21 protein-coding genes and 6 tRNA genes are annotated in these 26,291 nt (G+C 64.4%); 12 read left to right on the forward strand and 15 right to left on the reverse strand.

Features of this window, described 5'->3' with window-relative positions:
- Window positions 1–243: 243 nt before the first annotated feature.
- The 3 genes from betA to betI all read right to left on the reverse strand — a co-directional run bounded on the left by betA (window position 244) and on the right by betI (window position 4,139).
- Window positions 244–1,926, reverse strand: coding sequence for a choline dehydrogenase (betA, locus tag CSAL_RS07685; RefSeq protein ID WP_011506813.1), 1,683 nt, complete (start codon window positions 1,924–1,926; stop codon window positions 244–246).
- A 78-nt stretch (window positions 1,927–2,004) separates the two neighbouring features.
- Window positions 2,005–3,489: a betaine-aldehyde dehydrogenase gene (betB, locus tag CSAL_RS07690; protein ID WP_011506814.1), complete on the reverse strand. Its 1,485-nt coding sequence runs from the start codon at window positions 3,487–3,489 to the stop codon at window positions 2,005–2,007.
- A gap of 41 nt (window positions 3,490–3,530) precedes the next feature.
- Complete coding sequence (gene betI / locus CSAL_RS07695) at window positions 3,531–4,139, reverse strand: transcriptional regulator BetI (protein ID WP_179152067.1); 609 nt, start codon at window positions 4,137–4,139, stop codon at window positions 3,531–3,533.
- Window positions 4,140–4,368: 229 nt separating this feature from the next.
- On the opposite strand from betI, the gene CSAL_RS07700 reads away from it, so the two are divergent.
- The 5 genes from CSAL_RS07700 to CSAL_RS07720 all read left to right on the forward strand — a co-directional run bounded on the left by CSAL_RS07700 (window position 4,369) and on the right by CSAL_RS07720 (window position 6,013).
- The gene (locus tag CSAL_RS07700) at window positions 4,369–5,319 is read left to right on the forward strand and encodes a choline ABC transporter substrate-binding protein (RefSeq protein ID WP_011506816.1); all 951 of its coding nucleotides are present in this window, start codon (window positions 4,369–4,371) and stop codon (window positions 5,317–5,319) included.
- A gap of 95 nt (window positions 5,320–5,414) precedes the next feature.
- Window positions 5,415–5,491: transfer RNA gene (locus CSAL_RS07705), tRNA-Met, on the forward strand.
- A 244-nt stretch (window positions 5,492–5,735) separates the two neighbouring features.
- Window positions 5,736–5,811, forward strand: a tRNA-Asn gene (locus tag CSAL_RS07710).
- A gap of 22 nt (window positions 5,812–5,833) precedes the next feature.
- Window positions 5,834–5,909, forward strand: a tRNA-Asn gene (locus tag CSAL_RS07715).
- A 28-nt stretch (window positions 5,910–5,937) separates the two neighbouring features.
- Window positions 5,938–6,013: transfer RNA gene (locus CSAL_RS07720), tRNA-Asn, on the forward strand.
- Here the strand turns inward: CSAL_RS07720 and ligB are convergent.
- Both ligB and CSAL_RS07730 read right to left on the reverse strand, forming a co-directional pair.
- The gene (ligB, locus tag CSAL_RS17205) at window positions 5,972–7,861 is read right to left on the reverse strand and encodes an NAD-dependent DNA ligase LigB (RefSeq protein WP_011506817.1); all 1,890 of its coding nucleotides are present in this window, start codon (window positions 7,859–7,861) and stop codon (window positions 5,972–5,974) included. The two genes, CSAL_RS07720 and ligB, sit on opposite strands and share 42 nt — an antisense overlap.
- A gap of 207 nt (window positions 7,862–8,068) precedes the next feature.
- Window positions 8,069–10,165: a carboxy terminal-processing peptidase gene (locus CSAL_RS07730; RefSeq protein WP_011506818.1), complete on the reverse strand. Its 2,097-nt coding sequence runs from the start codon at window positions 10,163–10,165 to the stop codon at window positions 8,069–8,071.
- Window positions 10,166–10,459: 294 nt separating this feature from the next.
- Between CSAL_RS07730 and CSAL_RS07735 the strand changes: the two genes are divergently transcribed.
- Window positions 10,460–11,758, forward strand: coding sequence for a M18 family aminopeptidase (locus CSAL_RS07735; RefSeq protein WP_011506819.1), 1,299 nt, complete (start codon window positions 10,460–10,462; stop codon window positions 11,756–11,758).
- A 108-nt stretch (window positions 11,759–11,866) separates the two neighbouring features.
- Here the strand turns inward: CSAL_RS07735 and CSAL_RS07740 are convergent.
- The 9 genes from CSAL_RS07740 to CSAL_RS07780 all read right to left on the reverse strand — a co-directional run bounded on the left by CSAL_RS07740 (window position 11,867) and on the right by CSAL_RS07780 (window position 19,058).
- A tRNA-Met gene (locus CSAL_RS07740) sits at window positions 11,867–11,943 on the reverse strand.
- An 87-nt stretch (window positions 11,944–12,030) separates the two neighbouring features.
- Window positions 12,031–13,122 (reverse strand): redox-regulated ATPase YchF, encoded by a 1,092-nt coding sequence (gene ychF, locus CSAL_RS07745; RefSeq protein WP_011506820.1) that lies wholly within the window; start codon window positions 13,120–13,122, stop codon window positions 12,031–12,033.
- A gap of 113 nt (window positions 13,123–13,235) precedes the next feature.
- Complete coding sequence (pth, locus tag CSAL_RS07750) at window positions 13,236–13,820, reverse strand: aminoacyl-tRNA hydrolase (protein WP_011506821.1); 585 nt, start codon at window positions 13,818–13,820, stop codon at window positions 13,236–13,238.
- A 21-nt stretch (window positions 13,821–13,841) separates the two neighbouring features.
- Entirely contained in the window at window positions 13,842–14,489 is a 648-nt protein-coding gene (locus CSAL_RS07755) for a 50S ribosomal protein L25/general stress protein Ctc (protein ID WP_011506822.1), read from the reverse strand.
- Window positions 14,490–14,626: 137 nt separating this feature from the next.
- On the reverse strand, window positions 14,627–15,568 hold the full coding sequence (locus tag CSAL_RS07760) for a ribose-phosphate pyrophosphokinase (RefSeq protein WP_011506823.1): 942 nt from the start codon (window positions 15,566–15,568) through the stop codon (window positions 14,627–14,629).
- Between the two features lie 63 nt (window positions 15,569–15,631).
- Window positions 15,632–15,707: transfer RNA gene (locus CSAL_RS07765), tRNA-Gln, on the reverse strand.
- 47 nt (window positions 15,708–15,754) lie between these two features.
- A complete protein-coding gene (ispE, locus tag CSAL_RS07770) occupies window positions 15,755–16,651 on the reverse strand; it encodes a 4-(cytidine 5'-diphospho)-2-C-methyl-D-erythritol kinase (RefSeq protein ID WP_011506824.1) in 897 nt (298 codons plus the stop codon).
- The gene (gene lolB / locus CSAL_RS07775; protein ID WP_011506825.1) at window positions 16,651–17,295 is read right to left on the reverse strand and encodes a lipoprotein insertase outer membrane protein LolB; all 645 of its coding nucleotides are present in this window, start codon (window positions 17,293–17,295) and stop codon (window positions 16,651–16,653) included. The genes ispE and lolB overlap by 1 nt, the downstream gene beginning before the upstream one ends.
- Entirely contained in the window at window positions 17,292–19,058 is a 1,767-nt protein-coding gene (locus CSAL_RS07780) for a tetratricopeptide repeat protein (RefSeq protein WP_148266812.1), read from the reverse strand. The genes lolB and CSAL_RS07780 overlap by 4 nt, the downstream gene beginning before the upstream one ends.
- Window positions 19,059–19,314: 256 nt before the next feature.
- Between CSAL_RS07780 and hemA the strand changes: the two genes are divergently transcribed.
- The 6 genes from hemA to CSAL_RS07815 all read left to right on the forward strand — a co-directional run bounded on the left by hemA (window position 19,315) and on the right by CSAL_RS07815 (window position 24,828).
- A complete protein-coding gene (gene hemA / locus CSAL_RS07785) occupies window positions 19,315–20,589 on the forward strand; it encodes a glutamyl-tRNA reductase (RefSeq protein WP_011506827.1) in 1,275 nt (424 codons plus the stop codon).
- Window positions 20,586–21,671 carry a peptide chain release factor 1 gene (gene prfA / locus CSAL_RS07790; protein ID WP_011506828.1) on the forward strand — a complete coding sequence of 362 codons (1,086 nt, stop codon included), beginning with the start codon at window positions 20,586–20,588 and terminating at the stop codon, window positions 21,669–21,671. Before hemA ends, prfA begins: the two co-directional genes overlap by 4 nt.
- The gene (gene prmC, locus CSAL_RS07795) at window positions 21,671–22,531 is read left to right on the forward strand and encodes a peptide chain release factor N(5)-glutamine methyltransferase (RefSeq protein ID WP_011506829.1); all 861 of its coding nucleotides are present in this window, start codon (window positions 21,671–21,673) and stop codon (window positions 22,529–22,531) included. The genes prfA and prmC overlap by 1 nt, the downstream gene beginning before the upstream one ends.
- A 186-nt stretch (window positions 22,532–22,717) precedes the next feature.
- Entirely contained in the window at window positions 22,718–23,215 is a 498-nt protein-coding gene (locus tag CSAL_RS07805; protein ID WP_011506830.1) for an Lrp/AsnC ligand binding domain-containing protein, read from the forward strand.
- Window positions 23,216–23,257: 42 nt separating this feature from the next.
- Entirely contained in the window at window positions 23,258–24,037 is a 780-nt protein-coding gene (locus tag CSAL_RS07810) for a HesA/MoeB/ThiF family protein (RefSeq protein ID WP_011506831.1), read from the forward strand.
- Between the two features lie 245 nt (window positions 24,038–24,282).
- Window positions 24,283–24,828, forward strand: a complete 546-nt coding sequence (locus tag CSAL_RS07815; protein WP_011506832.1) for a glycine zipper 2TM domain-containing protein — start codon at window positions 24,283–24,285, stop codon at window positions 24,826–24,828.
- Window positions 24,829–24,941: 113 nt separating this feature from the next.
- Here CSAL_RS07815 and CSAL_RS07820 read toward each other — a convergent pair whose 3' ends face one another.
- A complete protein-coding gene (locus CSAL_RS07820) occupies window positions 24,942–26,201 on the reverse strand; it encodes a 6-phosphofructokinase (RefSeq protein ID WP_011506833.1) in 1,260 nt (419 codons plus the stop codon).
- Between the last annotated feature and the right edge of the window lie 90 nt (window positions 26,202–26,291).

Genomic DNA, 26,291 nt, shown 5'->3' on the forward strand with positions numbered 1-26,291 from the left:
GGCGAGGGTTCGATCCTTTGGCAGTGGCGTGGCGGTGTCCGGGGCAGTCCGCACGCAGGCGGAGGAACGGCGAATACCGCATTATTGACCGCATTGTAACGAGAGGTTCCCCCGGGCGACGAGTTCGGGCGAACGATGCACGGAGCCTAAGCGGCTGATGGGCAAGAAATAAGGAAGGATAGTGCAAGACACCCGATGCCGAGGCATCGGGTGTGGGGACAGCGGTTCACGGCGCGGAAGGCGTCACGCCCGACGGCGGGCCGGCGCACCGTTGGCCACGTAGTAGTCGACCTTGGCCGGCGGCAGCGGATCGCGACCGCGAACCTTGTCGGCCATCTTTTCGGCGATCATGATCGTCGGCGCATTGAGGTTGCCGGTGGCGATCACGGGCATGATCGAGGCATCGATGACACGCAGCCCTTCGAGGCCATGCACGCGTCCCGCACCATCGACCACCGCCATCGCGTCATCGGCACTGCCCATCTTGCAGGAGCCGGCGGGGTGATAGGCGGTCTCGGCGTGCTGGCGCACGAACTCGTCGAGCTCGGCGTCGCTTTGCACATTCGGCCCCGGCGAGATTTCGCGGCCGCGGTACTCGTCCATCGTCGGCTGCTCGATGATCTCGCGCGTGATGCGAATGGCGTCGCGGAATTCCTGCCAATCCTTGTCGTGGGACATGTAGTTGAACAGGATGCTCGGCGCGGCCTTGGGGTCGCGCGATGTCAGGCGAATGCGACCGCGGCTCATGGAGCGCATGGAGCCGACGTGGGCCTGGAAGCCGTGGGCCTGCACCGCGCTCTTGCCGTTGTAGCTGATGGCGATCGGCAAGAAGTGGTACTGCAGATTGGGCCACTCTTCCTGGTCGTTGGTACGAATGAAGCCGGCCGCCTCGAACTGGTTGCTGGCGCCGATGCCCTTGCCGAAAAACAGCCACTCGGCACCGATCTTGGGCTGGTTGTACCACTTGAGCGCCGGGTACAGCGAAATGGGCTTCTTGCACTCGTACTGAATGTACATTTCCAGGTGATCCTGGAGGTTTTCGCCGACGCCCGGCAGCTCGTGCACCACGGGAATGTCGAATTCCTCGAGATGCTCGGGATTGCCCACGCCGGAACGCTGCAGGATCTGCGGCGAGGCGATGGCGCCCGCGCACAGCAGCACTTCGCGGCGTGCGCGAACACGCTGGGCCTGTCCCTTGCGCTCGTAGCTCACGCCGACGGCGCGCTTGCCCTCGAATTCGATGACATCGGTCGTGGCGTGCGTCTCGATGGTCAGGTTGGGGCGTTGCTTGGCGATATCCAGGTAGCCGCGCGCCGTGGAGGCACGACGTCCGTTGGGCGTCGTCGTGCGGTCCATGGGGCCGAAGCCTTCCTGCTGATAGCCGTTGACGTCCTCGGTGGCCGGATAGCCGGCCTCGATGCCTGCGCGGATGAAGGCGCCGTAGAGCTCGTTGTTGCCTTCCTTGGGTGTGGCCACCGACACCGGGCCGTCACCGCCATGATAATCGTTGGGGCCGATGTCGCGGGTCTCGGCGCGCTTGAAGTAGGGCAGGCACTGCAGGTAGTTCCAGTCCTCCAGGCCCGGTATCTTGGCCCAGTTGTCGTAATCCAGCGCGTTGCCGCGCAAGTAGCACATGCCGTTGATCAACGACGACCCGCCCAGGCCCTTGCCGCGTCCGCACTCCATGCGGCGATTGTTCATGTAGGGTTCGGGGTCGGTCTCGAACGCCCAGTTGTAGCGCTTGCCCTGCAGGGGGTAGGCCAGCGCCGCCGGCATCTGCGTGCGGAAGTCGAAGCGGTAGTCGGGACCGCCGGCCTCGAGCAGCAGCACCTGGACGTCCGGATCCTCGGTCAGGCGAGTGGCGAGTACGTTGCCGGCGGAACCGGCCCCGATGATGATGTAGTCGTATTCACGAGCCTGTGTCATGAGCGGCCCTCCTTCACGTGGTCGAACGAAAGACAGGAATGCATCCGTGGCCGGCTGGCACCGGCCACGGACGTTGCATCAGAACACGGCGGGGAAGGGCCCCATTTCGATCTGTACCGATTTGATCTGCGTGTACTGATCGAGCGACGAGAGACCGTTTTCACGGCCGATGCCCGACTCCTTGTAGCCGCCCACCGGCATTTCCGCCGGCGAGTCGCCCCAGGTGTTGATCCAGCAGATGCCGGCCTGCAGACGATGAATGACGCGATGCGCGCGGTTCAGGCTTTCGCTGAACAGGCCGGCGGCAAGGCCGTAGGAAGTGTCGTTGGAGCGCCGGATCACTTCTTCTTCATCGTCGAAGGTCAGGATCGACATCACCGGTCCGAAGATTTCCTCGCGCACGATGCGCATGTCGTCGCGGCAATCGGTAAAGACCGTCGGCGCGGCCCACGCACCCTTGGACCAATCAATGCCCGCGGCATTGCCCTGGTTCCAGCGACCGCCGCCCACCAGCAGTCGAGCGCCTTCCTGGCTGCCCAGGTCGATATAGCTCTGGACCTTCTCGAGATGCTCGAAGCTGACCAGCGGACCGAAGTTGACCGCCGGATCCAGCGGATCGCCGGCCTTGATGCGCTCGACACGCTCCTTGATCTTGGCCTCGAAGTCCGCCTGCACCGAGCGCTGCACGAAGACGCGAGTGCCGTTGGTGCAGACCTGGCCGCTGGAGTAGAAGTTGGCCATCATCGCGGCGTCGGCGGCACGTTCCAGGTCGGCATCCTCGAAGACGATCAACGGCGACTTGCCGCCCAGCTCCATGGTGACTTCCTTGAGCGTCGATCCCGCGGCGGCGGCCATGACCTTCTTGCCGGTCCCGACTTCACCGGTGAAGGTGATCTTGTCGATGTCGGCATGGTTGGTGAGCATCTGACCGACGCGTCCGTCGCCCTGCACGACATTGAACACGCCATCCGGCAGGCCGGCTTCGGTCAGGATCTCTGCCAGCTTCATGGTGGTCAGCGGGGTGACCTCGCTGGGCTTGAACACCACGGCGTTGCCCGCCGCCAGCGCCGGCGCGGACTTCCAGCAGGCGATCTGGATGGGATAGTTCCAGGCCCCGATGGCACCGATGACGCCCAGCGGTTCGCGGCGCGTGTAGAAGAACGAATCTTCGCGCAGCGGGACCTGGGTGCCTTCGATGGAGGGCGCCAGATTGGCATAGTATTCCAGCGAGTCGGTACCGGTGACGATGTCCACGGCTTGCGTTTCGCTGATCGGCTTGCCGGTATCCAGCGTTTCCAGGCGCGCCAGTTCGTCGTTGCGCTCGCGGAGCAGGGCGACGGCGCGATGCAGGATACGGCTACGCTCCATGCCGCTCATGGCCGCCCAGACGCGCTGCCCCTCGCGGGCCGAGGTGACGGCGCGGTCGACATCGGCCTGTGCGGCCTGCTGGACGCTGGCCAGCACGCTGCCATCCACCGGGTTGATCGTGTCGAAGGTCTCGCCCGACGTCGCGTCGACGAGTCGTCCACCGATATAGAGCTTCTGTGTCTCGAAAGTGGCCATGGGGCCTCCCGCATCGTGAAAGTGAAAAATGGGCATGCCGCTCAGGCATCGGTCGGCGCATGACTAGTGGACCGAGCGAGCTGCTCTTCTACATAGTCATAGGCCAGTTGCCGGGCGCGGTCGACGTCGATGCCTTGCGGCGCCAAGGCACCGCGCAGCCAAAGTCCGTCGATCATCGCGGCCAGGCCGCGCGCCGCCTGCTGCGCTTCGGGTCGCGGCAGGCAGCGTCGAAAATGGTGGCAGAGGTTTGAATACAGCCATCGGTCGTTGACGCGTTGCAGGCGCTGCAGATCGGGGCGGTGCATGCTGACCGACCAGAACGCCAGCCACGTTTTCATGACGGTCTTGTTGACCTGGCTGCGGTCGAAGTTGCCGTCGATGATGGCACGAATGTGCTCACGCGGGCTTTCGACACCTTGTGCCCGGCGTCGGGCGACGGCGTCACCGAGATCCCAGAGAATCTGGCGCATGGCCGATTCCAGCAGCCCGTCCTTGCCGCCGAAATAATGGCTGATGATGCCAGCCGATACCCCGGCACGCTTGGCGATACGAGCGATCGTGGCATCCGCCAGGCCGACGTCGTCGATGGTCTCCAGTGTCGCCTGGATGAGCTGACGGCGGCGTATTGGCTGCATACCGAGTTTGGGCACCTGGCTTTCTCCTCTGCTGACGGGTGTGGCGGCCGTGCATGTGCCACCCGGCGTCCACCTCATTATGGAATGTTTTTATTGAACGTTCAATCAATAAAAAATCTGCTACCTTTTCCTATGGTAAATGAAATCCATAGTGGAAAAGAATTGCCGAATTCATTTAGCATAAAAATACGTTATTGAATCGTCATTCAATGACTATATCAACATCAACGCAAGGGAGAATCGCATGTCTAACAAGACGTCTTTGATCGCGCTGCTGGGCGCCACTACATTGCTTTCACCCCTGGCCATGGCAAATACGCCGGAAAGCTGCCAGCCGGTACGCTTCGCCGAAGTCGGCTGGACCGACATCACCGCCACCACCGCCTTGACCCGTGAGGTGCTCGAGGGCCTCGGTTACGAGACGACGTCCAACACCGTCTCCGTGCCGGTGGCCTACGCCGGGATGAAGAACGGCGACTTCGACGTGTTCCTGGGCAACTGGATGCCGTCGATGGCCTCGATCAGCGACGAGTATATCGACAAGGGACAGGTGGATCGTCTCGGCGCCAACCTGGAGGGGGCCAAGTACACCCTGGCGGTGCCGCAGTACGTCTACGATGCCGGCGTGACCTCGGTCGAAGACCTGGACGCGCATGCGGACAAGTTCGATAGCCGCCTGTACGGCATCGAAGCGGGCAACGACGGCAATCAGATCATCCAGCAGATGATCGATGACGATGCCTTCGGGCTGGGCGACTGGAGCCTGATCGACTCGTCCGAATCGGGCATGCTCGCCGAACTCAACTCCCGCACCCAGAGCGAGGAATGGATGGTGTTCCTGGGGTGGGAGCCGCACCCGATGAACACCAACTACGAAATGGCCTATCTGGAAGGCGCCGATGACTACTTCGGTCCCAACCTCGGCGGCGCGACCGTGTATACCAACACGCGTGCCGGGTACGCAGAGGCCTGCGGTAACGTGGGCGAGCTGCTCAACAACCTGAGCTTCACGCTGTCCATGGAAAACGAGATCATGGGCGCCATCATGGACGACGGCGAGGATCCGCGCGATGCGGCGCGCACCTGGCTGCAGAACAACCCGTCCGTCCTCGATGAGTGGCTCCAGGGCGTGACCACCGTCGAAGGCGAGCCCGGGCTGGCGGCCGTGAAGAAAGCGCTGGACATCGACAGCTGATCGAGGCGTCTCGCCCATTGCCATGGGCTTGCCAACGGGCAAGCCCATGTGCATAATTCGCTCCCGTCGCGAAGCCGTTTAGCGCAGCGACACGTGGCTACGTAGCTCAGTTGGTTAGAGCACATCACTCATAATGATGGGGTCCCCTGTTCGAGTCAGGGCGTAGCCACCACTTCCTTCCTTTCGCGGTTTTCCTCCCCGGTGTCATTTTCCGTCAGGCGTCGTTCCGCATTCCTCTCGATTGCGTCCCTGGATGGCACTCCTCGACTGTCTTCGTCGTGCATGACGCATGTGCAGACCATTGTTTCGCAACGGGATTATGCGAGGCTTGCGGCGTCTTTTCCGGGAAGGAATTCACTTTCAGCCTTGACGCTGGCGATCGAATCCGTATACTACGCCGCGTGCTCCGGCATCGTTCCCCGATAGCTCAGTTGGTAGAGCAAATGACTGTTAATCATTGGGTCGCAGGTTCGAGTCCTGCTCGGGGAGCCAAACCGGATCGCGCACTCGGCGATCCCCGATAGCTCAGTTGGTAGAGCAAATGACTGTTAATCATTGGGTCGCAGGTTCGAGTCCTGCTCGGGGAGCCAACTTCCCGCCGAGTTACATCACGAATGTTCCCCGATAGCTCAGTTGGTAGAGCAAATGACTGTTAATCATTGGGTCGCAGGTTCGAGTCCTGCTCGGGGAGCCAAGTGGTACCATTGTCCTGCTTGACATCGACCCTCCGTACGTCCCCTTTCTGCTCGTTCCTCGTGTTTGTCCCGTGTTGTTTCTGAAGCGCTCTCGTGCTTTCCAGTGACGCCAGCCAGTGCCGAATGTCCGTGTCTCGAAAAAAACGCGTCAGCTGCATGGCACGTGTTTCGCCGATCCCTGAGTAGTCACGCCAGTCCGGTGGCGCGAGAGTGCCGAGTCCGGCCATGCCGTATCGCTCGAGGGCATCGGTCAGTGCCTGTCGAGGCACGGCGGGAACGCCCAGGGCACGTAACCAGCGCACCGCAGAGCGCGTGTCGGCGAGGGCGAAATGCCGCTGCCAGGCCCGGGCGGTCTTCTTGCCTACGCCGGGCAAGGCTTCAAGGGCTGCGGTATCGAGCGTTCGCCAGTCCAGAAGCCCCTTGACCAGGCCGGCATCCACCAGCTGATTCCATGTCGCGGGACCGATGCCGGGAAAGTCCAGCCCCTCGTCGCTGCCCAGCCACTCGAGACGCGCGAGGAATTGATCGCGACATGCGGGCGTGAACCGCAGGCAGGAAAGGCGATCGTATTGGTCTGCCTCGGGAGCGTCGACCTGCGGTCGCGGCCGAGTACGGACCACGACCTCCTGCAGTTGCGGGATGGTGAGCCCGGCCAGGCGCAAGCGTACTTGATCGCCGGGGCGGACGTCCGTGCGTCGCCAGTGCGCCAGGGACCCGAGGCTGACGCGGGTCACGCGCTTGTCCCCCAGAAGGACCGGTTCCAGCTCGGCGACGACCGCGATGCGCCCGGTGCGACCGACCGAGAATTCGAGTGCATCGACACGCGCGAGCGCCTCGCGCGCAGGGTACTTCCAAGCCATTGCCCAGTCCGGCGGCGAGGCCTGCCAGTCGCTTCCCGGCGGCCGGTCTCCGCGCTTGACGACGACGCCATCGGTCGCGAAGGGCAGGGCATGGCGGTACCAGCGTTGGCGCCAGGCGGCGATATCTTCCGCCGTGGCGACCCCATGCGTCATCTCGGCGACGTCGCCGAATCCCCAGCCAGCCAGCGTCTCCAGGCGTTCGGGCATGGTGTCGGGTCCGTTGGGCCACGCCCAGACGAACAGGCCGATCGTGCTGCCTTCACGATCCGTCAAGGTGTCGCGTGCCATCAGGCCGGCGATTCGCGCGCGTGCACCGTCGGTGCCGTCGCGCGATTGTCGGTGTGCCGTGCGTCTGGCGTAGAGCTCGCCTTGCAGTATGACCAGCGGCGGGGCATCTGCCGGCAGGTGCGAGGGAATCGCCGCGATATGCAGCGCCTTGGTGTACCAATCCTGGCCAGAGACGCCATCGCCGCGGCTGATGGCAGCTGCAAGCCGGCCATGCCGATAGACCAGAGTCACGGCGACGCCGTCGACCTTGGGTTGCACCCACAGCGGGTGATCGCCCTGACGTGCGACCCAGCCGGCAACGGCGTCGCGGTCGGGCAGTTTGGCGATACCGGTCTGTGCGACCGGATGATGCTTCGCCCCCGTGGGTTCGTGCGTGTTGACAGATGGCTTCGCGAGCAAGGGGAAGCACTCCGCCCAGTGCGCGAGCCGGCGTTTGGCGCTGTCGTAGGTGCCGTCGTCGACCAGGCGCTGTCCCTGTCGGTAGTAGGCGCGATCCCAGCGTGCGATCCGAGCGTCGAGGGCCTGGTAGTCGTTCTGCATGGCCTCGGGCGTCATCTGGGGGCAGGGTGGCGCGCTCGCCCAGCCGGGCATGGCGAGGGTGCTCAGGCCGACCAGCAGGCACGCTCTCAGCCAGGCTGCGGTTCGCAGTGGCGCAGGACGCATGTCTGAACCGTCAATCCACACAGGTCGTCGCGACATGTCGAGATATCCAGTAATTAGGTTTTTCTTATTTAACTGGAATCGAGGCCCCAGGCCAAGCCCGGGAAGGGCCTGTTCAAAAAAATGCCGCCGGCGAGCGCCGGCGGCAGGAGAGTACGATGAGACAGGTTCTGAAATAGGTTCTGAAATAGGTTCTGAAACAGGTTCGGGCGTCCGCGCGCTGGCGGCCGGACCGAACCAGGCGGGTCAGGCCGCGTCCTGCAGGTGGGCATAATCCAGCAGGATCTCCGCTGCCTCGACGACCTGGGCGCGGTCGACCGGTTCGTCGTCTTCTGCTGACGCGTCATCCGACTCCGGAGCATCCTCCGACGAAGACGCCTCGGCACTTTCGCGGGCATCGATCCACTCGTCCAGCGGTTCGAGGCCCAGCGCCCGCCGGCGCTGATTTTCCAACGACAACTGCTCGGCTTCCTGGGCTTCCATCTCGCGTTGGCGCTGTTCCCGGTTCAGGCTGATGCTGGTCTGCTGTTCCTGAAGGCGCTTGGCGAGCCTGGCTTCACGCTCGAGATAGACGAAGTTGGGGTTCTGCTGAACGCGCGCCTCGTGCTTGTCACGCAGGGTGGCGAGATAGCGCTGGGGCGTGCCGTACTGACGGTATTGCACGGCGCGCACCTGATCCCAGGGCAGGGCGTTGTCGAGCGCGCTTTCCCCGATGTCGTCCTTGCCGATCAGGCTGGGGAAGGCGATGTCGGGTTCGACGCCGCGCAGCTGAGTGCTTTCGCCGGTGATACGGTAGAACTTGGCGCGGGTCAGCTTGATCTGACCGTGGCTGAGGTCATTGAGCGTCTGCACGGTACCCTTGCCGAAGGTCTGGCTGCCCACGACAAGGCCGCGACCGTAATCCTGGATCGCGCCGGCGAAGATTTCCGAAGCGGAAGCCGATAGCCGATTGACCAGGACGCTGAGCGGCCCGTCGTAATGCGTGCCGCTGTCCGAGTCGCCATACAGGTTGATGCGGCCACGGGCGTCGCGAACCTGTACCGTGGGACCGCGATCGATGAACAGGCCGACCAGGGAATTGGCTTCCTGCAAGGCGCCGCCGCCGTTGTTGCGCAGATCCAGCACGATGCCTTCGACGTTCTCCGCCTTGAGCTTGTCGATTTCCTTGGCGACGTCCCGCGTGCTGCTGCGGTAGTCGCTGTCGCCGGCCTGCCAGGCATCGAAGTCGACGTAGAAGGTGGGGACGTCGATGACGCCGATCTTGTGCTCCTCGCCGTCGCGGGTCACGGTCACGACCTCGCTGCTGGCGGCCTGGTCCTCCAGTTTGACGGTGTCACGCGTGATACGCACGGTATGCGTACGCGTCACGTCCACGGCCTTGGCGGGAATGACGTCGAGGCGCACGGTGGAGCCCTTGGGACCGCGGATCAGGTCGACAACTTCGTCGAGGCGCATGCCCACGACATTGACCATTTCGCCGTCCTCGCCTTGACCGACCGCGACGATACGGTCCGCGGGCTGCAGGGCGTCGCTCTTGTCCGCGGGGCCGCCCGGCACCAGGCTGGAAACCTTGACGTACTCGCCTTCGCTTTGCAGCAGGGCCCCGATGCCCTCCAGCGAGAGCTTCATCTGGATATCGAACGATTCGCTCTGGCTCGGAGACAGATACTCGGTGTGCGGATCGATGGTGCCGGTGACGGCGCTCAGGAACAGCACCAGCACGTCTTCGGCATTGGTCTGCTCGACGCGCGACAACTGATTTTCATACCGCTCGCGCAGTGTCTCGGCGATGTCCGTATCGTCTTCGTCGTCCGGGGCGCTCAGGGACTGGGTCAGGGCGGCATTCTTCAGGCGCTTTTCCCATAGCCGATCGAGCGCGTCCTGGTGCTTGGCCCAGGCTTCGTTCTCGCGGTCCAGCGCCAGTCGCTCGTTGCCTTGATAGTCATAGTCGATGCCGTCTTCCAGACGGTCGATCAACCATTCGAGGCGGGCTTCCAGGCGCTCCTGATAACGGGCGTAAAGTTCGTAGACGCGCTCCAGTTCACCGTTGTCGAGCGCTTCGTCGAAGCGGGTCTCGAGGTCCTGAAAGTCGTCGACGTCCCGCGACAACAAATAGGCGCGTTGTGGGTCCAGTACATCGAGATAACGCTGAAACGCTCTCGACGACCACTCATCATCCAGGTTGATATCGGCGTAATGTCCATATCGCAGCGATTCAGCGACTTCCGCCGCTGCTTGCCGCTGTTCGTCGGTAGGTGTCGGGCCCTCGGCCAAGGCCGGGGTACACACCACCAGCAACAGTGACAAGATCGCCGCGCGCCGAGCGGCTGCAAACAGGCTCATCAATCAAGCACTCCCGGTTTCATGTACACTCTCGTTCGTTCCTAGGGCCTGTTGACGTTTCAGCGCGAAAGGCCGGGCCAGTTTTTGCACGGTGCTGCGTTATTCGTCGTTCATTTGGAATGACCAAACTACGCTCCTCACGCCTTGCCCCGCACAAAACATGGCTCCGGCGTGGCCGTGCATGAAATGTCAACAGGCCCTAGATTGCCGGCTCTTTGAGTTGAGTTTTCTCAGACCGGACTGGCATTGTAGCAGTCTGTATCATCCGTCACAGACACTTCTCCGAGGAACGCCATGGCTCACGCCCCCACCCTTGACCGTTTACTGCATTTTCTCGAGCGCTCGCCCACACCCTGGCATGCCGTCGACAACATGGCTCGGCGGCTCGAACAGGCAGGGTATCGGCGACTCGAGGAAACCGAGGCGTGGCAATTGGCGCCCGGTGATCGTTTCTACGTCACGCGCAACGCGTCGTCATTGATTGCCATGCAGGTGCCGACGGACCCCTTGAGCGGGCTGCGCATGATCGGGGCGCATACCGACAGCCCGGGGTTGCGGTTGAAACCCCAACCCGTGGTGGCCAAGAAGGATTGGCTGCAGTTGAGCGTCGAGGTCTACGGCGGTGCGCTGCTGGCACCATGGTTCGACCGCGATCTGGGGCTGGCCGGGCGCATCCATGTACGACGCGAGGATGGACGCTTGCAGGGCGTATTATTGCATGTCGATCGTCCCGTCGCGATCATTCCCAGCCTGGCCATCCACCTGGATCGCGAGGCCAACAACGGGCGTGCCCTGAATGCCCAGACGCAGATGCTGCCGGTCGTGCTGCAAGGCGGTGGCGAAGCCGATCTCGAGCGCTGGCTCAAGCGCTGGCTGTACGAACAGCATGGGCTGGAGAACATTCAGTTGTTGGATTACGAACTCTCGCTTTACGACATGCAGCGGCCGTCGCGTGTCGGGATCGAGGGGGAACTGATCGCCAGTGCGCGCCTCGACAATCTGCTGTCGTGCTTCACCGGTATCGAGGCCTTGCTGGCCGGCGACGGGCGACAGGGGGCGCTCTTCGTCGCCAACGATCACGAAGAAGTGGGCAGTGCCAGTGCGTGCGGCGCCCAGGGCCCCTTCCTGGGAGACGTGCTGCGTCGCGTGCATGCGCAACTGGGTGAGGGCGGCGAAGACGGCTGGGTGCGTCTGATCCAGGGCTCGCGCATGATTTCCTGCGACAACGCCCATGCCGTGCACCCCAACTTTCCCGAGAAACACGACGAACACCACGGCCCGGCGATCAATGGCGGGCCCGTGATCAAGGTGAACGCCAACCAGCGCTATGCCACCAACAGCGCGACAGCGGCCATGTTCCGGGATATCTGTCGCGAGGCAGGAACGCCCGTGCAGACCTTCGTGACGCGTGCCGACATGGGCTGCGGCAGCACCATCGGGCCCATCACCGCCACCGAACTCGGGGTGCCGACGCTGGATGTGGGTATCCCGCAGTGGGGCATGCACTCGATTCGCGAAACCGCCGGCAGCCGCGATGCCGATTACTTGATCCGCGCGCTGACGGCCTTCGTCAATCGCACCGAGCTGGACTAGCCGAAGAGAGCGGCGCCCGGCCGAGGACGGGCGCCCGGGGCAGTCTTGCCGGGCATTCCAGATGAAAAAAGCCCGTCGACACAGGTGTCGACGGGCTTTTTCGTATCTTGGTGGCTACGCCCTGACTCGAACAGGGGACCCCATCATTATGAGTGATGTGCTCTAACCAACTGAGCTACGTAGCCGTTCAATGCGGGCGTATACTACGCATAACTCCCTGATGTGTCAACTGTATCGTCGACACGAACGCATGATCCGCCGCGTGGCGTCACCTAGACGTTGAAACGGAAGTGCACGACATCGCCGTCGGCGACCACGTAATCCTTGCCTTCCAGACGCCATTTGCCCGCGTCCTTGGCGCCTTGCTCGCCCCCCAGGGCCACGAAGTCTTCGTAGCCGACCACCTCGGCACGAATGAAGCCCTTCTGGAAGTCGGTGTGGATCGCGCCGGCGGCTTCCGGGGCGGTGGCACCTTGCTTGACGGTCCAGGCGCGGACTTCCTTCACGCCGGCGGTGAAGTAGGTCTGCAGGCCGAGCAGGTCATAGCCGGCGCGGATGACGCGGTCCAGGCCGGGCTCTTCCATGCCCATCTCCTCGAGGAAGACGCTGCGTTCTTCTTCGTCGAGCTCGGCGATTTCGGCCTCGATCTGGTTGCACACCGGGACCACCACGGCGCCTTCCTCGCGCGCGATGTCATTGACCACGTCGAGGTAGGGGTTGTTGTCGAACCCGTCTTCGTTGACGTTGGCGATGTACATGGTGGGCTTCAGGGTCAAGAAGCCGAAGCTCTTGAGCTGGCGCGTCTCGTCCGCGTCGAGGCCGAAGCTGCGCAGCGGCTGGCCCTCGGCGAGGTGCGGCTGGATGCGGTCGAGAATGGCCTTGGTGGCCATGGCGTCCTTGTCGCCGCCCTTGACCACGCGCGCCAGACGCTGGATGGCGCGTTCCACGGTATCCAGGTCGGCCAGGGCAAGCTCCAGATTGATGGTCTCGATATCGGCGCGCGGATCGACCTGATTGGCGACGTGGATGACGTTGTCATTGTCGAAGCAGCGCACGACATGCGCGATCGCCTGGGTTTCGCGGATATTGGCCAGGAACTGGTTGCCCAGGCCTTCCCCCTTGGATGCCCCGGCGACCAGGCCGGCGATATCCACGAACTCCATGGTCGTCGGGATCACCTTTTCCGGCTTGACGATCGCCGCGAGCTTGTCCAGACGCGGGTCCGGCATGGGCACGATGCCCACGTTGGGTTCGATGGTGCAGAAAGGAAAGTTTTCGGCGTCGATTCCCGATTTGGTCAAGGCATTGAACAGCGTGGATTTGCCGACATTGGGAAGGCCGACGATACCGCAATTGAAACCCATGGGATCTTCCTGAATCGTATGCGAGAAGGCGTGATGAACGTGGCCTGCATTCTACCCGGCAGACGGGCGTTGGGCCATGGGCGAGACGAGGTCGCCGCGAAAGGCGGGTGCGATCAGGCGTTGAAGCTGTGCAAGCGGTTCATGGCGCCTGCCCAGTTACCGTCGAGAACGTCGGGGAGGGTCCGCAGGCATTCGTCGATGGCGGCATCGATGGCGGCGCGTTCCGCCTTGCCGGGGCGTCCCAGAACGTAATTGACCACTTGCTTGGCCGAGCCGGGATGGCCGATGCCGATGCGCAAGCGATGGAAGGACTTGTCGTTGCCCAGCGCGCTGACGGTATCGCGCAGGCCGTTGTGACCGCCGTGGCCACCGCCGTGCTTGTAGCGTGCCGTGCCGGGAGCGATATCCAGCTCGTCGTGGGCGATGAGCAGTTCGTCGGGCGTGAGCTTGAAGAACTGACAAAGCGCGGCGACAGCCTTGCCGCTGCGGTTCATGTAGGTGCTGGGCACCAGCAAGTGAACGTCGTGACCGGCGTAGCGAACCTTGGCGTACTGACCAAGGAACTTGCGCTCGGCACGCAGCGGCGTCAGGCTGTCCCGCGCCAGGGCCTCGACGACCCAGGCGCCCGCATTGTGTCGCGTGGCATCATATTCGGTGCCTGGATTGCCCAGGCCGATAATCGCTTTGACGTCACTCATGCGGGCACCTGGGAAGACCGATTACTCGGACTTCTCGCCGTCTTCGTCGGTGGCTTCTTCGCCGCCTTCCTCGTCACCCTCGGTGCCGGTGTCGGCACGGGTCACGCTGACCACGCCGAAGTCGTGTTCCTCGCCATGGCTCAAGGCCACGAGGGAAACGCCTTCCGGCAGCGGCAGGTCGGACAGGTGCAGCGTCTCGCCTAGACCCAGGTTGGTGACGTCGACTTCGAGGTATTCGGGCAGCTTGCCGGGCAGGCAGCTGATCTCGACGTCGTTGGCCAGCACGTGCAGCACGCCGTCTTCATCCTTGACGCCCTTGCAGGCTTCTTCACCGTTGATGTGAAGCGGGACGTTCATGGTGATTTCGTGCGTGGCATCGACTCGCATGAAGTCGGCATGCGTCACCAGCGCCTTGTACGGGTGGCGCTGGATGTCGCGAATGATGACCTGTTCCGACTGGCCTTCGAGGTCGATGTTGATCACCGACGAGAAGAAGGCTTCATCCTCGATGGCCTTGTAGAAGGCGGACTTTTCGAGGGTGATCGGTTGCGGCGTCTTGCTGCCACCGTAGATGATGGCGGCGACTTTCTTGTTCTCACGACGCAGGCGGCGGCTCGCACCTTTCCCCAGGTCGTGACGAACCTCGGCGGATAGAGTGAATTGGGACATTGATTGTCACCTCATAGGTTATGTAAGGAAATCGGCACCGCCCGCGACCAGGCGATGCCGTTTCCGTGAGGGCCTCGCGGCCCGCGTATCCGTGCATGTTCCCGGTGACGCATCACTCTTTTCAGTGATGCATCGCCTCAGTGGAACATGGCACTGACGGATTCTTCGTTGCTGACGCGGCGGATGGCCTCCGCGATCAGACCGGCGACCGAGAGCTGGCGAATGCGACCGCTGCGGGACGCCGTCTCGGAAAGCGGAATGGTATCGGCCACGACGAGTTCGTCAAGTACCGAACCGACGATATTGTCGACGGCGGGGCCCGAGAGAATGGGGTGCGTGGCGTAGGCCACGACACGCCGCGCACCATGACCCTTGAGCGCTTCGGCGGCCTTGCACAGCGTGCCGGCGGTATCGACCATGTCGTCGACCACCACGCAGGTGCGGTCCTGGATGTCGCCGATGATGTGCATGACCTGGGCCTGGTTGGCCTGCGGGCGACGCTTGTCGATGATCGCCAGGTCGGCGTTGAGCTGCTTGGCAATGGCGCGGGCACGCACCACGCCGCCGACGTCGGGGGAGACCACCACCAGATCGTCGTAATTCTGGCGCTCGATGTCGTCGAGCAGGATCGGCGATCCATAGACGTTGTCGACGGGCACGTCGAAAAAGCCCTGAATCTGATCGGCGTGGAGGTCCATGGTCATGACGCGGTCGACGCCGGCCTTGACCATCATGTCGGCGACCAGCTTGGCCGAGATCGGGACGCGCGCGGAGCGCACGCGGCGGTCCTGGCGAGCATAGCCGAAATACGGCACGACGGCGGTGATTCGCGTGGCGGAGGCACGACGCAGTGCATCCACCATGAGAATCAGTTCCATCAAGTTGTCGTTGGTCGGTGCGCAGGTGGACTGCAGTACGAAGACGTCCTTGCCGCGAACGTTTTCGTTGATCTCGACCGCGATTTCACCATCGCTGAATTGACCGACGGTTGCATGGCCCAGCCGGTTGTCGAGGCTTTCGGCCACCTTGCGGGCGAGTTCGGGATTGGCATTTCCCGCGAACACCATCAATTTAGACACGCGCAGCCACCTTTGGAGTCTTGGAGGATCTCGGAGTGGAATTCGTCGGGCGCCCTGAAGAATTGGCTGGGGTACCAGGATTTGAACCTGGGAATGCCGGTACCAGAAACCGGTGCCTTAACCACTTGGCTATACCCCAGCAACCATCGACTCGTTTCGTTATCCACATAGAACACGATGCCGATTTCAGGCGTCCCCGTATTGGCTCATGGGTGACCATTCGTCGTGAATGCCCAGAGCGTCATGGAGGGGAGAAGTGTTGCAGCCGCGTGCCTTGAACGCATGCCAGTGGCTGCCAACACGGCGCAAAATCCTATCGGCTTGCCGTTCGCTCGTCAAGGGACAGAAAAGGCAACTGCCCGTTCCCGTGAGCATGGCCGGACCGAAGGCCGATAACCAGTCGAGCGCATGTGCGACGTCCGGCGAGAGGCGTCGCACCACGGCTTCGCAGTCATTGCGCCAGGCGCGCCCCTGTTCGGCTCCCCCTCGCAGTGCGCGCGCCATACTAATCGGCGGGGTGTCGCGTGTCAATTCGGGGTGCCCGAACACGGCGGGCGTGGCGATTTCCTCGCCCGGGTGTATGACCACGAACCAGGGGGTGTCGAGCGTCACTGGCGTAAGGCGTTCGCCGATACCTTCGGCCCAGGCGCTGTGCCCGCGCACGAAGACCGGCACGTCGGCGCCGAGCGTGAGACCCAGCTCGGCGAGACGGGGCAGCCCCAGGTCGAGCGACCACAAGCGGTCGAGCGCGAGCAGGGTGGTGGCCGCGTCGGAGCTGCCGCCGCCCAGGCCGCCTCCCATGGGGAGCCGTTTGTCGAGGTGAATGTCCACGCCCTGATGCGTGCCGCTTGCGTGCTGCAGCAGACGGGCGGCGCGCACGATGAGGTTGGCGTCGTGATCGACGTCCGCGATGGCCGGGGCCAGGTGAATGGCGCCGTCAGCGCGGGGGCTGAAGTGCAGCGTGTCGCTCCGGTCGAGAAACTGGAACAGTGTCTGCAGCTCGTGGTAGCCGTCGGCACGGCGGCCCACGATATGCAGCATGCGATTGAGCTTGGCGGGCGCCGGCAGGCTGAGGCGTTGCATCATGTATCGCTCAGCAGCTGCCACTGGTTGGCGACCAGAGTGGCGCGCAGCTCGCCGTAGGTCATGACCAGCCGGCGCGGCATCCACAGCGTGTCGGCGCGTGTCCAGTCTCGATATTCGATCGTCCATCCGAACTGACGCAACTGCTGCGGGAAGCCTTGTTCATCGTGCTCGATGCGCTCGCCGCCCTCGGGGGCGGGAAGGCCGCGTACCCAGTAGTCGAGCGCCGAGATGGGCAGCGACCAGCCCAGTTGCTGCTCCATGAGGGCTTCCGGTGTCTCGGCCTCGAAACGTCCTTCACCATTGGTCAGCGTCACCGCGCCGGGGCGCCCCGTGAGCAGGGTGCGGCCGGCGCCGAAGGGGCCGCTGATCAGGATGCGGTACGTGTCCGGGCGCTGTTGCCAGTCGATATTGGCGCTTTCGGAACCTTCATTGGTACGAAGCCCGACCTTGCCCGCGAGACTCCAGGCGTCGAGTGTCTGCAGGCGCTCGATCTGCGCCTCCCAGTCGCCGCGGTCACGCGACTGATCGGGACTGGGCGCCTGGCTGGCACAGCCCGCCAGCAAGGCGACGAGCACGAGGCCCAGCCAGACACGGGCGGAGGCAATGGCGGCGCAAGGGTGCGGTGACGAGACGTGCTTCATGAGTCGGCTTCCTTGTCGTGAGGCGAATCGGCGGCATCCGGTGCCGTGTCGTCCGGCGCGAGTTCAGGCTGGCGACGCAACAGCTCGTCGATGAGCGGATGCGGAGAAAAACGGCGCTGTGCTTCCTCTATCAGGTCGCGCGCGTCATCGCGTTGCCCGGTAGCAGCGAGCACCTCGGCGAGATGCGCGGCGATTTCCTGATCGGGCTGGCCGCGATAGGCCTCGCGCAGATAGGGCAGGGCGTCGGCGGCACGACCGAGATGAAAGTAGACCCAGCCGAGGCTGTCGAGGATCGCGGGGCTGTCGGGCTCGAGGCGATGCGCCTTTTCGATGAGCGGCAGGGCGTCGCGGTGGCGCCCCATGTCGTTGCTCAGGGTATAGCCGAGCGCATTGAGTGCCTCGGCATTGTCCGGTTCACGCTCGATGATTGCCCGCAGATCGGCCTCCATGGCCTGCAGGTCGCCCTGGCGATAGGCGCGCATGGCGCGCTGAAAGCGAAGCTCGGTGGCGTCGGGCGTCTTGGCGATGGCCTCGTCGAGAAGACGGTCGGCGCGTTCCTGCTGACCCTGGGCATCGAGCACGTCCAGCTCGAGGCGCAACAAGGGAACGCGCTGATCGGGGTGACGGAGGCGCTCGATGCGCAGGAAGGCGCTGGCGTCCTGGGGGCGGTCGTCGGCGACCAGCATCCTGGCGGCCTGAGCGCGCGCTTCGATGAAGCCATCGCCGCTGGGTACCTGGCGGTAATAAAGAAGCGCGTTGTCGGTCTCGCCGGCGCGCTCGGCGATGCTGCCCAGCATCAGGTAAGCGGCGGGCGGGGTGTCGTCGCGGTCGAGCAGTGGCAGCAGAAGGCGCCGTGCGCCATCGGGTTGCGCGGCGTCGAGATACATCTGGGCGAGAGCCAGGCGCAAGGAGGCGGTATCGTCGTGACGTGCCAGCAGGCGTTCGACATCGTCGTGGGCGGCGGCGATCTCGCCGTCGGCCAGGCGTGCCTGAACCAGCGTCAGGCGCAAGCGGCTGTCGTCGGGAAACTGGCGCAGCCCCTGGCTGGCATAACGACGTGCGTCGCTCAATGCGCCACGGTGCAGGGCAATCGTGCTGCGGGTCAGCCATACGTCGGCAGGCGCGTCGGCGTTGTCCGACAGGCGCGCGAGCCGGGCGTCGGCTGTCTGGATGTCGCCCTGCGCCGCCTCGAGTTGTGCCGTGGCCAGTTGAGCGTCGAGATGGTCGGGATGCTCGTCGATGAAGTCGTGCAGGTCTGCCATCAGCGGTGCCAGATCGGCATCGTCCTCGATGGCCAGTTCTGCCAGGGCGGCGAGTTCGGCGTCGGGCTCCCGAGCGGCGATGCGCAGGCGTTGCGCCAGAGCGGTTTCCCAGTCGCCGCGTTGCACCGCCAGGCTGGCCAGCACGTAGTGCGGGGTGGTGGCATCGTCGGCGAGCCGTTGCCAGCGCAGCGCAGCCTGCTCCAGCAGGGCGCTGTCATTGGCATAACGCGCCGCGAGCGTGGCGCGTTCGGCCAGGGCGACGGAGCCGTAGCGTTCATTGACCTCCAGGTAACCCCGAGCCGCTCGGCGGTAGTCGCCACGCTGGCCGGCTATTTCGGCCAGCAACAGTGTCGAGAGCCCTTCGGCGTCGAAGCCGCGAGCCACCGGTGGGGCGTTTTCCATGGGGTCTTCGAGCGGGATGGCGCCGGGCGTGGTCGCCGCGTGCTGGCAGCCCGTCAGCAGCAACGCCAGGGTGGTGGCCAGAGTCAAGCGTGTGCGCATGCCATCCTCGAGTTTGCATCGGAAAGCATCAGCATACCGGCTCGGCCAGGCGGGGCAAAGCGCTTCGGCCGGGAACCCGGCCGCTCGCGACATCTTGTCCCGGCATGCCCAAATGTCTTACGCCTATGCTAGGATATCGATCCTGCAGCGCATTGGGCGGGGCTGGTATTCCGGCTTCGTCGCCCCCACATTGTCCGCCGCGCCCGAACGCAAAGGCCGGACGCTGCCGATAGACCGATGTGATGACCGTGATTTCATGACGCTTCTCGCCCTGGGGATCAACCACAAGACCGCGACCATCGAGGTTCGCGAGCAGGTCGCCTTTACGCCGGCCGAGCTGGCGGGCGCGTTGGCCGAACTCAAGTCGCTGCCCGGCGTCAACGAAGCGGCAGTACTGTCGACGTGCAACCGCACCGAGCTTTATTGCGTGACCGACTCGCAAGGTGAGCGCGAGGTGCTCGATTGGCTGGGGCGCTTCCACGCGCTGCCGCCGGAAACCTTGATGCAAAGCGCCTACCACTACCTCGATGGCGAGGCGGCGCGGCACCTGATGCGTGTCGCGGCGGGCCTCGACTCCATGGTGCTGGGCGAGCCGCAGATCCTGGGGCAGCTCAAGGAAGCCTATCAGCTCGCGCGTGACAACGCGGGGCTGGGGGGCGAGCTGGAGCGCCTGTTCCAGCACACCTTTTCCGTCGCCAAGCAGGTACGCAGCGAGACCGGCATCGGCGAAAACCCGGTGTCGGTGGCCTATGCCGCCGTCAGCCTGGCCAGCCACATCTTCGATGACTTCGGCCGTGCCCGTGCGCTGTTGATCGGCGCCGGCGAGACCATCGAGCTGGTGGCCCGGCACCTGCGCGAAGCGGGTATCCGGGGGCTGACCGTGGCCAATCGTACCCGCGAGCGTGCCGAGCTCCTGGCCCACGAAGTCGATGCCGAGGCGATTTCCCTGGGCGAGATTCCCCAGGCCCTGGCGCATGCCGACATCATCATCTCCTCAACGGCGAGCCCGCTGCCGATCCTGGGCAAGGGCATGGTCGAAAGTGCCCTGAAGAAGCGTCGTCATCGCCCCATGTTCATGGTCGACATCGCCGTCCCTCGCGATATCGAATCCCAGGTGGGCGAGCTGGACGATGTCTTCCTGTACAGCGTCGACGACTTGCAGGAAGTGATCGAGGAAAACCGCAAGCAACGCGCCGTGGCCGCCGCCCAGGCCGAGTCTCTGATCGAGCATGGCATTCAGCACTGGCAGCACGAGCGCCGCGTGCGGGGTGCCGGGGATCTGATCCGGCGCTACCGCGAGCAGGGCGAGGCGCTGCGCGAGGAGGCCGAGCGTCAGGCGCTGGCGCAGCTCGCGCGCGGCGAGGATCCCGAAAAGGTCTTGCAGCGTCTGTCACGTCAATTGACCAACAAGTTGCTGCATGGTCCCACCCTGCGCTTGCGTGAAGCGTCGGGCGAGGCACGACACGATATTCTCAAGGCGGCCGATACCCTGTTGATCGACCCGGCCGCATCGACACAGGACTCTGCATGAAAGCGACTCTGCGCACACGTCTCGATGGCTTCCAGGAACGCTTCGAAGAACTCGCCGCCTTGCTGGCCGAGCCCGACGTGATCGCTGATCAGGCGCGCTTTCGCGATTATTCACGCGAGTACGCCGAACTCGAGCCGCTGATCGAGGCGTGGCGCAGCTATCGGCGCACCGAGGACGACCTCGAGGCCGCCGAGCAGATGCGCGAGGACAGTGATCCCGAGATGCGCGAGCTGGCGGAGGAAGAATGGCGGGAGGCGCAGGCGCGTCTCGAGGCGCTGGATGCGGACGTCAAGCGCCTGCTGGTGCCCAGGGACCCCGACGATGCCAGCAACGTCTTCCTCGAGATTCGCGCCGGCACCGGCGGTGACGAGGCGGCCCTGTTCGCCGGGGACCTGTTTCGCATGTATTCGCGATATGCCGAAAAGGTCGGCTGGCGCATCGAGGTGATCAATGCCAGTCATGGCGAGCAGGGCGGCTACAAGGAACTGATCGCGCGCGTACGCGGTGACAATGTCTATGCGCGTCTCAAGTTCGAGTCGGGCGCGCACCGCGTGCAGCGGGTGCCGGCCACCGAGTCCCAGGGGCGCATTCATACCTCGGCGTGCACCGTGGCGGTGATGGCCGAGGCCTCCGCCGTCGGTGAGGTGGAACTCAACAGCAACGATCTGCGCGTGGATACCTTTCGCTCCAGCGGGGCCGGCGGTCAGCACGTCAATACCACCGATTCGGCGATTCGCATCACGCACCTGCCGAGCGGACTGGTGGTGGAGTGCCAGGAAGAACGCAGCCAGCACAAGAACCGGGCCAAGGCGATGGCGCTGCTGGCGGCTCGCCTCAAGCAGTCCGCGGTGGACGCACAGCGCCAGCAGCAGGCCGATACGCGGCGCTCGCTGGTGGGCTCGGGGGACCGCAGCGAGCGCATCCGTACCTACAACTTCCCCCAGGGGCGCATTACCGACCATCGCATCAATCTGACGCTCTACAAGCTCGGCGACGTGATGGCGGGTGAGCTCGGCGAGGTGATCGATCCCTTGATCCACGAGTACCAGGCCGAGCAACTGTCGGCCCTGCAGGCCTCGTGATGACCTTCGATGCCTTGCTGGCACGCGCGACGATGCGGCTGCAGGCCTCGGGGAGCCCCTCGCCGCGTCTGGACGCTGAGGTGCTGATGATGCATGCCGCGGACGTCACGCGAGCCTGGCTGTATACCTGGGGCGACCGCGAGATTGTGCCTCCGGCATGGGCCCGGTTCGACGCCCTGATCGCGGCGCGGTCGCTGGGGCATCCCGTGGCGCACCTGACCGGGGAGCGTGAATTCTGGGGGCTCGTGCTGCGTGTCGACGACACGACGCTCATTCCGCGCCCCGACACCGAATGCCTGGTCGAAGCGCTGCTGGCTCGCATGCCGCATGCCACCGGGCGCGCGCTCGATCTGGGCACGGGATCGGGTGCCATCGCGCTGGCGCTCGCCTCGGAGCGACCGGCGTGGCATGTCGTCGGGGTCGACAAGGTACCCGGCGCCGTACGCCTGGCGACGGCCAATGCGGAGCGCCTGGCACTGAGCAACGCCACCTTCCTGGTCAGCGACTGGTTCTCTGCCCTCGGCAACGAGACGTTCGACGTGATCGCGGCCAACCCGCCCTATATCGCCGAGGACGACCCGCATCTCGCCCAGGGCGACGTGCGTTTCGAGCCCCGCTCGGCCCTGGTGGCGGAAGACGCCGGGCTTGCCGACCTGTGTCACCTCGCGCTGACCGCGCGGGCCCATCTCGCTGGGGGCGGCTGGCTGGCCATGGAGCACGGCATGACGCAGGCGGCGCGGGTGCGCGAGATCCTGACGAGTGCCGGTTATCGCGATGTCGCCAGTGTCGCGGACCTCGGGGCCCGCGAGCGCGTCACTCTGGGGCGTGCGCCCGATGCGGCGGGGCACGGCGCTCGTTGATTCGACGCACGTGGGGACAGACTCGATGCGCGTGGAGGAAGGCGCGGCGCGTCTGGAGGCGCGGGCGGCGAATGTGGTAGTAATACGCCTCGCACTCGACGGTGCCGACGCCTGGCGGCCGCTTGATGCCGCCGGTGCCGTCGCGGGTATTTCCTTTGCCATTCAACGTCTCGGAACAATAATATAATGAAAGCCAAGACCCGATCGCTCGATCGCATCGATCTCAACATTTTGCGCTGCCTGCAGGACAACGCCCGCATTTCCTACGTCGATCTGGCCTCCCGGGTGGGGCTGTCGACCACGCCCTGCCTGGAGCGTGTCAAGCGTCTGGAAAAGGCCGGCATCATCCGTGGCTACAAGGCACTGCTGGATCCCAAGGCCCTCAAGGCCAACCTGCTCGTGTTCGTCGAGATCAGCCTGGAAACGCAGTCGCCGGCGGTATTCGACGAGTTCCGCCGGGCCGTGGCCAAGCTGCCGCAGATTCAAGAATGCCACCTGGTCTCCGGCCAGTTCGATTACATCCTCAAGTGCCGCATTCCCGAGATGTCGGCCTATCGCCAGTTGCTGGGCGACGTGGTGCTGACGCTGCCCGGTGTCAAGGAGTCCAAGAGCTACGTGGTGATGGAAGAAGTCAAGGAAGAGGTCTCGCTGCATGTGCCCGATATCGAGCGGCTCGATACATGACGGCGCCCCCGGGCGCTGCGCGCGACTAAGGTGATGAATGTCATGACGGAAATGGACGATACCGCGCTGCTGCGCTATAGCCGCCAGATCATGCTCGAGCAGTTCGATGTGGCGGGGCAGCAGCGCCTGCTGGCGGGGCATGCCTTGATCGTCGGCGCGGGAGGGCTGGGCTCGCCCGTGGCGCTGTATCTCGCCGCCGCCGGGGTGGGGCGCCTGTCCATCGCCGACGACGATGTGGTGGAATTGTCCAATCTGCAGCGTCAAATCGCCCACGACGAGCGTGATCTGGGCCGTGGCAAGGCCGAGTCGGCGGCGGTCTCGGCGCGGCGGCTCAATGCGGCCTGCCAGGTGGACGTCATTGCCTCGCGGCTTGCGGGGGAGGCGCTGCAGCGTGCGGTGACGGAGGCGGACGTCGTGCTCGACTGCACCGACGGCTTCGCCAGCCGCCATGCCATCAACCGTGCCTGTGTCGCCACGCGAACGCCGCTGGTATCCGGCGCGGCGATTCGCTTCTCGGGTCAGCTGGCGGTCTTCGATGCGCGTGATGCGGCCTCGCCCTGTTATGCCTGCCTTTACGGCGAGGACGGTGACGACGAAGCGCTGCGCTGCGCCGAAAACGGCGTGATCGCCCCTCTGGTGGGCATCATCGGCACCTTTCAGGCGCTCGAGGCGATCAAGCTTCTCGCCGGCGTCGGTGAGTCACATCGCGGCCTGGCCACGTTCGATGGCCTGAGCGGAGAGTGGCGACGCTTCAATGTCGGTCGCGACCCGGCGTGTCCCGTTTGCGGCCCTGGCCCGCACGGCGCGTCTGCCACGTCCTGATCCCTGAAAAGGAAGGTGCCGTCGCCGGATGGCAACGGCATGACGCCAATTTCGCAGACAATGTGAAAACGCTGTTCTATAACCCTTTCGGGCTCCCGCTGGACTTTAACTTCGGGTAACATTCCTTTCGTCTCAGTCATGCATCGCTTGCCGAGTGGACGCGACAGTCAGGCGCCCGGGCACCAGGCCACCGACAGGAGGTCGGCGGGGTGCCCGTGGCTCGCGTGAATACAAGGAGGCAAGAGATGAACAAGCCCATCATCATTGGCAGTGCCATTGCCGCACTGGGGATCGCCGGCGGCGTCGCGATCGGCGCCTACCAGCAGGGAAATGCCGGCCCCGAGTATGCCGACATCGTCGATGTCGCGCCCATCGTCGAAACGCAGCAGGTGCCCCGTGAGGTCTGCCGCGACGTGACCGTCACCAAGCGGCGCCCCGTGCAGGACGAGCATCAGCTGGCCGGGTCGGCCATTGGCGGCCTGGTGGGTGGCGTGGTCGGCAATCAGTTCGGCGGGGGAAGCGGCAAGACGCTGGCAACCGTGGCCGGTGCACTCGGCGGCGGCTATGCCGGCAACAAAGTGCAGGAGCGCCTGCAGGACGGCGATACCTACACGACCACGCAGCGGCGGTGCGAAACCGTCAACGACGCGCAGAGCGAAACGGTGGGCTTCAAGGTTCGGTATCGGGTGGACGGCCAGTCGCACGAGGTCAGGCTCGACGAAAAGCCCGATGGCGAGCGTGTGCCGCTGCGTGATGGCAAGCCGCGCTGGGATGAGGTGACCTCATCGTGAGGCATTGCCGGCTTGCCCATCGAGCCCACCACTAGACATGCCTCGCCAGGCAAGACGACGACGCCCCGGCATGATCCATGCCGGGGCGTCGTTCGGGAGGGGCGTGTCTGTCTTCAGAGCTCGAAGGCGGGCAGCTTGCGCGGCACCTTGACCTTGTCGAGCTTGGCCACCTTGGGCAGGCCGTTTTCGAACGGCGGGAAATCCTCGCCCTGGATCAGCGGTGACAGATAGCGGCGACCCGCCTCCGTGATACCGAAGCCGTCCTCGCGGATGTAGTCGCGGGGCATGAACTTCTCCTTGTTGGCCACTTCGGCCAGCGGCGCCGCATCGATGCGCCATTCGTAGGGCGTCTCGCTGACGCGCTTGATGGTCGGCATCATGGCATTCCTGCCTTCCAGGGCCAGCTCGACGGCCTTCTGCCCCACCGCATAGGCCTGCTCGACGTCGGTTCTGGAGGCCAGATGGCGTGCGGCACGCTGCAGGTAGTCGGCCACCGCCCAGTGGTACTTGTAGCCCAGGTCCTGCTTGATCATGCCGGCGAGCGTCGGCGCCACGCCGCCCAGCTGACGGTGGCCGAAGGCGTCGGTATTGCCGGCGTCGGCGAGGAAGGTGCCGTCTTCGTAACGGGCGCCCTCGGAGACCACGATGACGCAATAGCCGTACTTCTTGACGGCCTCGTCGACGCGCTGCATGACCCGGGCGCGCTGGAAGGGGAGCTCGGGGAAGATGACCAGGTGAGGGGGCTCGCCTTCGCCGTTGCCCGCCAGGGCGCCGGCCGCGGCGATCCAGCCCGCATGACGGCCCATCACTTCGAGCACGAACACCTTGGTGGAAGTGGCGCACATGGAAGCGATATCCAGCGCCGCTTCGCGGGTCGAGGTGGCGATGTACTTGGCCACGCTGCCGAAGCCGGGAGAGTTGTCGGTGATCGGCAGGTCGTTGTCGACGGTCTTGGGAACGTGAATCGCAGTCAGCGGGTAGCCCATCTTTTCCGAGAGCTGCGACACCTTGAGGCAGGTATCGGCGCTGTCGCCGCCGCCGTTGTAGAAGAAGTAGCGGATGTCATGCGCCTTGAATACCTCGATGAGGCGCTCGTATTGCGCGCGATGCGTCTCGATGTCCTTGAGCTTGTAGCGGCAGGAACCGAACGCGCCGCCCGGCGTATGGCGCAGTGCGGCAATCGCCTCGTCGCTTTCCTGGGAAACGTCGATGAGATCCTCGGTCAGGGCGCCGATGATGCCGTTGTGGCCGGCGTAGACCTTGCCGATCTTGTCCGAATGGCGACGACAGGTCTCGATGACGCCGCAGGCGCTGGCGTTGATGACGGCGGTGACGCCACCGGACTGGGCGTAAAAGGCATTGTGCTGGGCCATGGGACTTGTGGTGCTCCTGGGTCTGGGCGCATGAATGAGCGAATGATAGCCGACATCGACGGTCGATGCCTATGCCAGGGCGCTCGGCTG

Source organism: Chromohalobacter israelensis DSM 3043, from assembly GCF_000055785.1.
GTDB lineage: Bacteria > Pseudomonadota > Gammaproteobacteria > Pseudomonadales > Halomonadaceae > Chromohalobacter > Chromohalobacter israelensis.